The following is an 11,843-nucleotide window of genomic DNA, read 5'->3' as shown; positions in this document are numbered from 1 at the left end:
TTGCATTTCAACGCATAATTTTATCAACTAATCGAAAATATAGTTAAACCTAAGTAAACACTGGTGCAAATAGTTAAGTTTGTAGTGCTATTAATCAATTTTTTGTAAAATGAAGAAGTTACTACTAAGCGTAGCTGCTCTTATGTTTGCTACCTTGTTGTTTTCTCAGGACGATTCTAACGACGTGAAAGATGACCTTACGCAGGACAATGTTGTTAAAACTGAAGCGAGATTTCAAGCAGAATCGTAAATGATTTTTGATGCTTACAAAAATTAGTTGGCATTGCTATCATTGCCAATTAGAAAGACAAATGGGTTTTATAAAATTCATTTGTCTTTTTTTATGCTCCATAGTTAATTTTTGATAAAAACATAACTCATTGAAAATTAATTTTTTATATTGCCAGCCCTTTGCCCAAATCTTTTGAATCTAATGTCTATTTGTTATTGGTTTAGTTTAACCAAAACAAGATTTGATGATAGCACAACAAATTCGTTTACATTTACTAACACTAGTAGCATGTTTAACAGTGTTTCAAGCCTTTACTCAAGAGGATACTGAAATACCAATTGAACCTAAAACCAAATTTTACGATATAAGAGGAACAAATGCCTTTGATGTGGCCATAGGTACATCTGTTATTAATGGTGATTTTGTGGATCCAATGTTTGAGATTTACAGTCATTTTGGATACAAAAGACATTTAACACCACATTTAGCAATAGATTTTGGATACCATAAATTTAATCTCGCATATATAGATATCTATAATGAAGGATTCATGTCCTTTGACCTAAATATGGAGTTGTTATTAATTCCTCATGAGCGCTTTTCTCCATTTATTTTTGGTGGAGCAGGTTATAATGCTTCCAATCACTTTAAAGAAACAGCAGCTAAAGTTCAAGGTGGTATTGGATTAGAATGTGTGGTTTCAAATAAATTATCATTAAAAATTTATACAGATTATAACTATGTGTCTAGTGATACGCTTGATGGTTTGGAAGCCGGAGCATCTGATGATACGTATTTCAGAATTGCCTTTGGAACTAATTTCTATTTTGGAGGTGCTGAGAAGAAAGCTAAAATATTAAAGGATTATTCTACCGTTATTGAAGCAAATTCAATAACAGATGATAAAAATAGGCGTAAATTGTAATTAACAATTCTTATTTTTGTGGCTCAAAACAAAGCCATGAGCCAAGATATCAGTAAACGTTATGCGCAAAGGGGTGTTTCAGCCTCTAAAGAAGATGTGCATAATGCCATCAAGAATATAGACAAAGGGTTATTTCCAAAAGCATTTTGCAAAATTGTTCCCGATTATTTAACCAATAATGAAGACTATTGCCTGATTATGCACGCTGATGGTGCAGGAACCAAAAGTTCACTTGCCTATATGTATTGGAAAGAGACTGGAGATCTTTCTGTTTGGAAAGGGATAGCTCAAGATGCACTTATCATGAATATTGACGATTTGTTATGCGTTGGCGCTACCGATAATATCATGCTGTCATCAACTATTGGTCGTAATAAAAACTTAATTCCAGGTGAAGTTATTTCAGCAATAATTAATGGTACAGAAGAACTTATCAAAGATCTTAAGTCATTTGGCGTTACCATCCATTCAACTGGAGGCGAAACAGCCGATGTTGGCGATTTAGTGCGTACCATCATTGTAGATTCTACAGTGACAGCTCGTATGAAACGAAGTAATGTTATTGATAACGCAAATATTCAAGCTGGTGACGTGATTGTTGGTCTTGAAAGCTTTGGGCAAGCTACATATGAAACTGAGTACAACGGAGGTATGGGTAGTAATGGCTTAACATCTGCTCGTCATGATGTGTTTCATAAGTATTTGGCTGAAAAATATCCTGAAAGTTTTGATGCATCTGTTCCCGAAGATTTGGTGTATTCCGGACAAACAAAACTAACCGATGCTGTAGAGCATTCACCTATCGATGCTGGTAAATTAGTATTGTCACCTACACGAACTTACGCGCCAATTATTAAAGCTATCTTATCTAAATTTTCTTCGGAAAGTTTGCATGGTATGGTTCATTGTTCTGGAGGTGCTCAAACTAAAATCTTGCATTTTATTGATAATTTGCATATTGTAAAGGATAACATGTTTGCTATTCCGCCATTATTCAAATTGATACAGGAGCAATCTGAAACCGATTGGAAAGAAATGTATCAGGTGTTCAATTGTGGTCATCGCATGGAGTTATATGTGTCTTCTGAAATAGCCGAAGATATTATAGCGATATCAAAATCTTTTAATGTCAATGCGCAAATCATTGGACGTGTTGAAGCTTCCGAAGTAAAAAAACTTACGATCAAAAGTGAGTATGGCGTTTTTGAATATTAAATAAAGCCTTTTATTAACAGTAAGAAGGTCGTTGTCAGAAAACCATCAAAAAGATAGATTACGGTAAAAAATTTAATGTTTGAAACACCACTAATTCTGTAAAAACGTAAACGCTGTCTTACCTTTCGGTCACTTATCATAAACCACAATACAAAGACTAAAAATAGTTTTGTTGATAACGCTAAAATGAGCTCAGGGTTGATTATAGTAATTCCCAGCGTCACAATAAATGACCACAAAGCCATTGATTTGTAGTAGTTTAGTATAGATTTTACTTGCTTTCGCATGAGGATATAACGTCAAAAGATATAAGAATATTTTTGAAGGCAGTAACAACTTATTCACTATGGCTAATCCATAAATTATCGTATTTTTGAATCTCAATTTTAGAAGATAGATGTTAGAGAAATTACAAATAGTTAAGCAACGTTTTGATGAAGTGAGTGATTTGATCATTCAGCCCGACATCATAACTGATCAAAAACGATATGTACAACTCAATAAAGAGTATAAAGATTTACGTTTGCTGATGGATAAACGTGAATTATACATAGAGCTTACCAATAATTTAAAAGAAGCAGAAGAGATTATTGCAGATGGAAGTGATCCTGAAATGGTAGAAATGGCTAAGATGCAATATGAAGAGGCCAAAGAAGGAATTCCAAAATTAGAAGACGATATACGGTTTTTACTCATACCTAAAGACCCTGAAGATTCTAAAAATGCTGTTGTTGAGTTGCGTGCCGGAACTGGTGGAGATGAGGCAAGTATTTTTGCAGGTGATCTTTATAGAATGTACACTAAGTATTGCGAGAGTAAAGGTTGGAATGTGAGTACTGTAGATTACAGCGAAGGGACTAATGGTGGATTTAAAGAAATTCAGTTTGAAGTCACAGGTGATGATGTTTACGGAACTTTAAAATTTGAAGCCGGTGTGCATCGTGTGCAACGTGTGCCTCAAACTGAAACCCAAGGGCGAGTTCATACCAGTGCTGCAACTTGTATGGTATTTCCTGAGGCTGAAGAATTTGATGTGGAGATTGACCCTAAAGATGTACGTATCGATTATTTCTGCTCGTCAGGTCCAGGAGGTCAGTCGGTAAATACAACCTATTCAGCTGTTAGATTAACTCACGAACCAACCGGATTAGTAGCACAATGCCAGGATCAAAAGTCACAGCATAAAAACAAAGAGAAGGCATTCAAAGTATTGCGTTCTCGTTTATATGATCTGGAATTAGCAAAAAAACAGGAAGCAGATGCGGCTAAACGAGGTAGTATGGTAACCTCTGGAGATAGAAGTGCTAAGATTAGAACTTATAATTATCCGCAAGGTCGTGTAACCGATCATAGAATAGGATTGACTTTATATGATCTTCAGAATATCATCAATGGTGATATTCAAAAAATAATTGATGAATTAATGCTAGCTGAAAATACTGAGAAGTTAAAAGCTAGTGACGAACACATATAAATTTTGAGCCTCTGTTTTAGAGGCTTTTTTAATATGACAACACAAGAACTTACACAACAAATCAAAAAAAAGAACTCTTTTCTTTGTATAGGATTGGATGTCGATTTAGATAAAATTCCAAAGCATTTATTAAAAGAGGAAGATCCAATATTTGCTTTCAATAAGGCTATAATTGATGCGACTCATCATTTATGTATCGCTTATAAACCAAACACTGCTTTTTATGAAGCCTACGGACTTAAAGGATGGAAAGCTTTAGAGAAGACTATTATGTATCTCAATGTTAAGCATCCCGAAATATTTACCATTGCTGATGCCAAACGTGGTGATATCGGTAATACCAGTACGATGTATGCTAAAGCATTTTTTGAAGACCTAGCCTTTGATAGTGTTACTGTAGCACCTTATATGGGAAAAGATTCTGTAGAGCCTTTTTTAGCTTTTGAAGACAAACATACTATTATGTTAGCCTTAACTTCCAATCAAGGAGCTTTTGATTTCCAAACAAAAACAGTTAATGGGCAAGAGTTATACAAACAAGTTCTAGAGATTTCAAAATCATGGAAAAACTCCAACAATTTAATGTACGTGGTTGGTGCTACTAAAGCTGAATACCTTGCAGATATAAGACAGATTATACCTGATAGCTTTCTGTTGGTTCCAGGTGTTGGAGCTCAAGGCGGAAATTTGCAGGAGGTGTGTAAATATGGAATGAATGATTCTGTGGGATTGCTAATCAACTCTTCAAGAGGAATTATTTATGCGTCACAAGAGGATGATTTTGCACAGGCTGCAGCTCGTAAGGCTCAGGAGCTCCAGGAGCAAATGAAGATCATTTTATTGCAGTAGACATAGCGCTTAGCTGAGTATTTTTAGCTTCTCATCATGATACATCGAGACCAACTTAAAAGGCTTTTAGAGTTTGAGACCACTCCCAAACGCATTATCTCTTTAGTGCCTTCTCAAACAGAATTACTAGTTGATCTTGGTTTAGAAGCGTCAATAGTTGGAGTGACCAAGTTTTGTGTTCATCCTGAATATTTGCGAAAGGAAAAAACTATTGTAGGAGGAACTAAGGCAGTAAACATGAATAAAATCAAAGCCTTAAAGCCAGATATCATTTTATGTAATAAGGAAGAGAATACTCAGGAAATGGTTTCAGAATTGGAAACTATAGCAGCTGTTCATGTTAGTGATATAAATAATCTTGATGACTGTTATGAGCTTATTAAGATGTATAGTGCTTTATTCAAGATTAAATCAAAAGGAGAACAACTCATATCAGTTATTAATAATGAGCGTAATGTATTTAGAGAGAAGTTTTTGAACAGAAAGCAGTGTAAGGTAGCCTATTTCATTTGGAAAAATCCATGGATGGTTTGTGCTAATCATACGTTTGTCAATGTTATGATGACTGAAGCTGGCTTTGATAATGTATTTAAAAAGAGAGAGCGTTATCCAGAAGTGCTTCTTGATGATCCCTTACTTAATGATGCCGAAGTGATATTGCTCTCCAGTGAGCCATTTCCGTTTAAGGAAAAAGACAAACAAGAGTTTTTTGTAAAATATCCAAATAAACAGGTTATTATTATTGATGGAGAATTATTTTCCTGGTATGGGAGTAGATTGAAATATTCATACAAGTATTTTGGTACAATTTTTGAGAAATTACTTACATCTTAAAAATATTAACCTAAAAAAAACTCATTTATGAAGTCAACTATTACCCTCTTTTTATTCCTCTTTTCTTTTACCTTATTTGCACAAATCAAATACGAAAAAGGATACGTTATTGATAATACTGGTAAAAAAATTGATTGTTACATTAGAAACCTGGATTGGAGTAACAATCCATTGGAAGTTCAATACAGATTAGAAGAAAATTCTGAAACAATCACTGCCGACATAACATCTGTAAGCAGTTTTATGATTGGAAATAGCATTAAATATGTAAAAGCAACTGTCCAAGTAGATCAATCCTCATCAAAAGCTTCTAAACTTAGCAATAGACCTGAGCCAAATTTTAAATCTGAAACTGTATTTATTAGAGAGTTGGTGTCTGGTGACGCAAAATTGTACGCTTATAAAAGTAACAAGTTTAAGCGGTTCTTTTATCAGCTGGATGGTGGAAAAATTGAACCTTTAATTTATAAGAAATATTATGTTTCTAATAACTCGGTTGCCACAAACGAATCCTACAGAAAAACACTTTTTGACACTATGAAATGTCGAGGAATTGATTCCAATACCTTGAGAGAAATTGATTATAATCAGGATGATCTCGTTGGTTTCTTCTCAGACTATAATATCTGTATTAGTGGAGAAAACTTAGTCTTACAAGAAGAACCACTTAAAGGGAAGTTCAATATTAGAGTGAAAGCAGGTTTAAGCGTCAATCAGTTGAATGTAGAATTTGATGAAGGAGCTATCAGACAAGATAGACAATCTGCTCAATTTCCGCAGGAAATAGGACCGAGATTTGGTTTGGAGTTAGAATCCTTATTGCCATTTAATAAAAACAAATGGGGTGTTTTTTTAGAGCCAACATTCATGAGTTACTCGTCTTCTGTAGATATTAGAGTAGAAAACGATGTGACAGTTTTTGAAGATACTGCTACAATAGATTATAAAGTCATTGAAATTCCGTTTGGATTGCGTCACTATATGTATTTGAGTGATAAATCAAAGATTTTTATTAATGCGGCTTTAGTACTAACGGTTGATTTAACAGATGAAATTGACTATGCTGATGATTCTGTTGCCACAGATAATGATCCTGACATCAAATCAAGTTCAAATTTACTTTTCGGATTAGGATATGAATTCAACGATAGATTTAGTATCGAAGCCAGAACATATACTAATAGAGATATACTCTCAAGTTTTGTGACCTATAACGGAGAGTTTAGTAGCTACGGAGTTGTACTAGGATATAGATTTTTGTAATTGGAAATAATGATTTGATACGCTACAGTCTAGCTTTTTTAGTTTTGCTGTAGTGTGTTTAAATCTCTAATTAGGTATTTCAGTTTATTGATCTTGTGAAGTAACTTGATGGCTTTATATTCTGAAATATCACTAAGTGCAGAATCGGTCTGGCGAAAATTATAAGCTTGTTCAACCAACTTTTTGTAACGTGAAAGTAACAAGGATTGGTGATTTATAATTTTCTTAGTCTGATTCATTATGGTAATGGCTTTTCGTAATTAAATGTAGATAAAATATTGTAATTGAGCAAGATAAATTTACAAAAAGGCCAAAAAAAAACCGACCTTAGGACAAGATCGATTTTTGCAACTAACTTTTCTAATTCAAAATGAATGGTATTATTCTGCTAACTGATACAAAGATGGGCATTATCTAATAGTCTTATGTTATGCTAACATTAGGTTTATATTAATTCTTAATTTGTAAAAAAGGAAACTTTAATTTTGTAGCTATTGGATCAATGCATATCATTGCAGCTATTAATAAATTTTAATTTTCCTATTTATGAAATCCAATCTACTTTTCTTTTTTTTATTTTTTAGTTTCTTGTCATTTGCTCAATTAAATTATGAGCCTGGTTATATAATAGATAATCAAAATAAGAGAACTGAGGTGTATATAAAAAATGTTGATTGGAATAATAATCCGACAGAGTTCAAATACAGGTTGTCTAAAGCGTCTAAAGAAACACTCATCACAGATATCGAAAATGTAAAAGAATTTGGAATAGGTGATTATATCAAGTTTGAGAGGTTTAGTGTTGATATTGATCAGTCATCATCCAGAGCCAATAAACTGAGTATTACTAAAGAGCCTGAATATTTGAATCAAACGGTTTTTTTGAAACAACTAATTGAAGGCGACGCCGATTTATTTTACTTTCATGATAATGATAAAAATCGTTTTTTCATTAGAATTGGTGAAACAGATCTTCAGCCGCTTGTTTATAAAAAGTATTTACTCACAAATAAAACACTTGGAACAAATTCAACATACAAAAAACAAATATTTGATGAGTTAAAATGTGAGAGTATTACACTAGATCAAACAAGAGATTTAAAGTATTCTAAAGATGATTTGAAAGACATTGTCTCTAAATACAATATGTGTAGCTCTTCATTAAATAAAGTTTATGAGAATCCTAATAAAAAAATAGATTTAAACCTATCGGTTAAAGTTGGCTATTTTAATTCAAGTTTAGATGTGGTTTATGACGGAGGAGCTATAGCTGCTGATAGACAAGGAGGAGATTTAGGTTCTCAAAGTTCATATAGAATTGCAGCAGAGTTAGAGTACATGTTATCTTCAAAGTCAAAAAGATGGTCTGTGTTTATTGAGCCAGGTTTTCAATCGTATGAAAGTTCTGTTACTATTTTTTACGAAAGTGTAATTGAAGCCAATAGGAGACAAGATATATCGGTAGACTACAAGTATATTGATGTTCCAATTGGTTTAAGGCATTATTTTCTGTTGTCTGAAAAGTCTAAAATTTTTGTAAACGCAGCCTACGTTATTGTGTTTGACATGTCAGATAAAATTGAATACTCTGATAATCCTGGTATTGTAGATTTAGATATCCGATCTTCTCCAAACTTATTGTTTGGTATAGGTTATGAATTTGATAATAGGTTTAATATCGAAGCTAGAATTAATACGATGAGAGATATTACTAATGACTATACAATAGTTGAAGGTCGTTTTAATTCTGTTGGTGTTGTTTTAGGTTATAAATTATTTTAATCTCTTACAGTTTACAGGATAGAACTTTTAATCTTGAAGCGCAAAAACTTTTTGCAATAAATCAGTAGTTCTAGATGATACTTTATTTCGTATCTCTTTTTCTTCGACAGCAATCATAGTGTAAACACCTTTCAAAGCCTCTCCGGTGACATAATCTGTAAGATCTGGATTGACATTATTGGTAAGCGGTATGGCGTTATATTTGGTGATGAGATTTTCCCAAATTTGATCGGCTCCAACTTTACTGAATGAATTATTGATAACAGGTTTAAATTTGTTATAAAGTTCTGTTTGTGTTCTGCTTGTTAAATACTGGGTTGCAGCATCATCAGCACCTAATAGAATGTCTTTTGCATCATTAAATGTAATGCCTTTTACAGCATTTACGAATATAGGTGTAGCTTCTTTTACAGCATCTTCTGCAGCTCGGTTCAATACTTTTAAACCATCATCTGCTAAACTGCTCAAACCAATATCACGTAAGGCTTTATCTACTTTTTTTAATTCATCAGGCAGTAAAATTTTAACCAATTCATTTTTAAAGAATCCGTCCTTTTGTGTCAGTTTGCTTACTTGTTTATCGATTCCAAAATCCAAAGCTTGACGCAAACCTGAAGCGATATCAGCATTGCTTAAAACACCACCTCCTTGTTGAGGTAGACTATTAACAACATCCTGTAATTCGGCACAGGCTGTAAGATTAAAAATTAGAATGAAAGTGAGAAGTTTACGAATCATGATTTCGGGATTTTATTTATGACAAATATAAAATATTAAAGCTGTTATAGTTCAAAACTTTGTGAATTACATGCTGTTGAATTTTAAATTAATTAGTTTAAAATACTATTTTAGCACAATAGTTGTTAATCATAAGGGAGAAAGTAAACAAACAAAAAATGAATTTAAGTAAATTTTTTTTAGTCATTCTCTGTATTTGTCTTCCCTTATTAAGTAGCGGGCAAATTCGGTTTTCTGAAACCTTGCAAACATCAAAAAGCGCTAATGATACCCAAGCATCACTGTTCTTTATTGATTTCTGGGCAACATGGTGTGGGCCTTGTGTTTACGCCTCTGAGTATTTAGGCGTACTTCAGCGTCAATATCCTGATCGGTTTTATGTCATATCACTTTCAGAAGAAAACCCTGAAGTAGTAAAGCGTTTTCTTAAAAAAAATCCAACAGATTTAGCGGTGTCTATAGATTACAAAGGTGAAACTTTTAAGGCAAATAACACAAGAGTTTTGCCATACGGACTTCTTTTAAATGCTGACGGAGTTGTCTTATGGAAGGGAAGTCCAACCGATTTCAAGCAAGGTGACTTAGAGCGGTATTTAAGACAGAATACTAAGCAAAGAGACATAAGTAAAGTGTTTAAAGTTCAGCGAATAAAGGAAGAAACATTTAAAGCTGATTATACTCCAAAATCAGATTTTGAGATTAAAAGACTTAAAAATGAAAGCTATGAAACACTTGTAATGAATATTAACGGTGATTATGTGCATTATAAAGGTGACTTAAAAAGTATTATCGCAAAAGAACAAAAGCTTCTCAATAATCAAGTCCAAATTACTCCAGAACTAAATAAGACCTATGAGGTGTATAAAAAGAAAGGTGGAAATGTAACGTTTCAAATTTTAGACGAATTAAAATTAGACCTTTATCATACCGAAAAAGAAGGCGATGTCTTAATGTTAGATATATCAAATATCAATTATTGGGATACAAAACAAATAGATTGGGGTAAAGATACAGCTCCATATCTTATAGATGACACTCAAATTCAAGGAGATAATGTAACGTTTAAAGATGCTATGTATCAATTGGCTTCTGTGTTGAATATGCCAGTAATAACAAAAGGCGCAGAAGCAGATAATGAAGAGCATGACTGGCAAATACATCACAGGTTCTTTAATCTTATGCAAACAGATTTCCAAGACACCTATGGTATAAAAGTAAGCAAAGAGAAAGGCAACTTTAAAGTTTATACTATAAGAAAAAAGACACCTTAAAAAGGTGTCTTTTTTTATTATCTATTTGAAATAACGATTAGTTATTCAATACTCTAAATTCAGTACGTCTGTTTCTTTGGTGCTCATTGTCTGAACAATCAACGCCATTAGAACAACGGTTTGTTAATCTTGACTCACCATATCCTTTAGCAGATAAACGGCTTCTTGAAATTCCTTTAGAAACTAAATAGTTTACTACAGAATTAGCACGTTGCTGAGATAAAGACATGTTGTAATCATCATTACCTCTTGAATCTGTGTGAGACATGATTTCAATGTTAACTGGCTTATCATTTAAGATAGGAAGTAATGTTTCGTCAATAACTCTTTTAGAAGCAGGTGTTAAACGAGCACTAGCAGTTTCATAAAAAATAGGAATAACAGTTGGGTTTAATAACTCACACTCAACTTCTTCCCAAGTAGTGATACCACCTTTTTGATCTAAAATAGTTCTTGTTACTGTTTCAGTTCTCGCAGGAATAGTGTTGCTTCTTGTTGTTGCAGGAACATCAACAACTTGACGCGTAATTGTTTTGTATTCAGCTGGAATTTCAATCTTGTCCATACGAGCTGGAGTCTTAATAACACGTTTTTTGTAAGAAGACATTTGCTCAGGAACTGGAGCTGAAGTCGTGCTAGCATCAGTAACTAAAGTTGTAAAAGGTACATCTCTCATCACTGCTGGATACTCTACAAAACATGCAGCAACACAGTCATCTTTGTTTACAGAAGGACAATCTTCAAGAACCTTGTATTCCCAACCTGAAGTTGCAGGATAAGTTTCAAATGTTCTAGAATCTCTTCCAAATGTAGCAGGAACAATACTTAAATCTGTACGTCCTTCTTTTCTTACGTAAGAAACATCTACTGTTTCATAAGTAGCTGGAGTATATACATACTTTTCTGTTGCTTCTTTAACTAATACTGTTTCCTCTACAGTTTTATATGTTGCAGGTACAACTTCTAAAGTTGTATATGCAGGATATACTTGTAAAGTTTCAGTCACTTCTTTAAATGTATCTTTAGTAATACACTTTACATAACATTTTCCAGGTTCTGGATTAGTTGGAAGCCCTTGAGCTTGTACGTAGCCTACACTTGCTAATAAGCATAGGAATAAAAATAATTTTTGTTTCATAAAAATAATAATTAGTTAATGGTTATAGATAATAATTTTGCACCAACACTCATCGTGTAGTCATACATTAGACACACAATAACTTAAAGGGTCACTATTAAGTGATCTTTGTTAAAGCAGGG

General features: G+C 33.2%; 12 protein-coding genes. 9 read left to right on the top strand and 3 right to left on the bottom strand.

The window, feature by feature from the left end; translation table 11 throughout:
* Positions 1 to 109: 109 nt before the first annotated feature.
* From Q0951_RS08160 to Q0951_RS08130, 7 genes are all read left to right on the top strand, one after another.
* Positions 110 to 250 (top strand): hypothetical protein, encoded by a 141-nt coding sequence (locus tag Q0951_RS08160; protein WP_260097877.1) that lies wholly within the window; start codon positions 110 to 112, stop codon positions 248 to 250.
* A gap of 226 nt (positions 251 to 476) precedes the next feature.
* On the top strand, positions 477 to 1,157 hold the full coding sequence (locus tag Q0951_RS08155; RefSeq protein WP_299336080.1) for a Curli production assembly/transport component CsgG: 681 nt from the start codon (positions 477 to 479) through the stop codon (positions 1,155 to 1,157).
* Between the two features lie 36 nt (positions 1,158 to 1,193).
* Positions 1,194 to 2,372 (top strand): AIR synthase related protein, encoded by a 1,179-nt coding sequence (locus tag Q0951_RS08150; protein WP_299336079.1) that lies wholly within the window; start codon positions 1,194 to 1,196, stop codon positions 2,370 to 2,372.
* Positions 2,373 to 2,769: 397 nt separating this feature from the next.
* On the top strand, positions 2,770 to 3,846 hold the full coding sequence (prfA, locus tag Q0951_RS08145; RefSeq protein WP_299336078.1) for a peptide chain release factor 1: 1,077 nt from the start codon (positions 2,770 to 2,772) through the stop codon (positions 3,844 to 3,846).
* Between the two features lie 33 nt (positions 3,847 to 3,879).
* Positions 3,880 to 4,695, top strand: coding sequence for an orotidine-5'-phosphate decarboxylase (pyrF, locus tag Q0951_RS08140; protein WP_299336077.1), 816 nt, complete (start codon positions 3,880 to 3,882; stop codon positions 4,693 to 4,695).
* 36 nt (positions 4,696 to 4,731) lie between these two features.
* Complete coding sequence (locus Q0951_RS08135) at positions 4,732 to 5,529, top strand: ABC transporter substrate-binding protein (protein ID WP_299336076.1); 798 nt, start codon at positions 4,732 to 4,734, stop codon at positions 5,527 to 5,529.
* Between the two features lie 27 nt (positions 5,530 to 5,556).
* Positions 5,557 to 6,792, top strand: coding sequence for an outer membrane beta-barrel protein (locus Q0951_RS08130; protein ID WP_299336075.1), 1,236 nt, complete (start codon positions 5,557 to 5,559; stop codon positions 6,790 to 6,792).
* A 38-nt stretch (positions 6,793 to 6,830) separates the two neighbouring features.
* On the opposite strand, the gene Q0951_RS08125 is transcribed toward Q0951_RS08130, so the two are convergent.
* The gene (locus Q0951_RS08125; RefSeq protein ID WP_299336074.1) at positions 6,831 to 7,031 is read right to left on the bottom strand and encodes a Lacal_2735 family protein; all 201 of its coding nucleotides are present in this window, start codon (positions 7,029 to 7,031) and stop codon (positions 6,831 to 6,833) included.
* Between the two features lie 307 nt (positions 7,032 to 7,338).
* Here Q0951_RS08125 and Q0951_RS08120 point away from each other — a divergent pair, with 307 nt between their 5' ends.
* Positions 7,339 to 8,574 carry a hypothetical protein gene (locus Q0951_RS08120; protein ID WP_299336073.1) on the top strand — a complete coding sequence of 412 codons (1,236 nt, stop codon included), beginning with the start codon at positions 7,339 to 7,341 and terminating at the stop codon, positions 8,572 to 8,574.
* Between the two features lie 27 nt (positions 8,575 to 8,601).
* On the opposite strand, the gene Q0951_RS08115 is transcribed toward Q0951_RS08120, so the two are convergent.
* The gene (locus Q0951_RS08115) at positions 8,602 to 9,312 is read right to left on the bottom strand and encodes a DUF4197 domain-containing protein (RefSeq protein ID WP_299336072.1); all 711 of its coding nucleotides are present in this window, start codon (positions 9,310 to 9,312) and stop codon (positions 8,602 to 8,604) included.
* 158 nt (positions 9,313 to 9,470) lie between these two features.
* On the opposite strand from Q0951_RS08115, the gene Q0951_RS08110 reads away from it, so the two are divergent.
* Positions 9,471 to 10,583, top strand: coding sequence for a TlpA disulfide reductase family protein (locus Q0951_RS08110; RefSeq protein WP_299336071.1), 1,113 nt, complete (start codon positions 9,471 to 9,473; stop codon positions 10,581 to 10,583).
* 37 nt (positions 10,584 to 10,620) lie between these two features.
* On the opposite strand, the gene Q0951_RS08105 is transcribed toward Q0951_RS08110, so the two are convergent.
* Positions 10,621 to 11,721: an OmpA family protein gene (locus tag Q0951_RS08105; RefSeq protein WP_299336070.1), complete on the bottom strand. Its 1,101-nt coding sequence runs from the start codon at positions 11,719 to 11,721 to the stop codon at positions 10,621 to 10,623.
* Positions 11,722 to 11,843: the final 122 nt, after the last annotated feature.

It is taken from the genome of uncultured Psychroserpens sp., from assembly GCF_947501425.1.
In the GTDB taxonomy this organism is placed as follows: domain Bacteria; phylum Bacteroidota; class Bacteroidia; order Flavobacteriales; family Flavobacteriaceae; genus Psychroserpens.
This window is presented reverse-complemented; position numbering and strand designations above follow the sequence as displayed.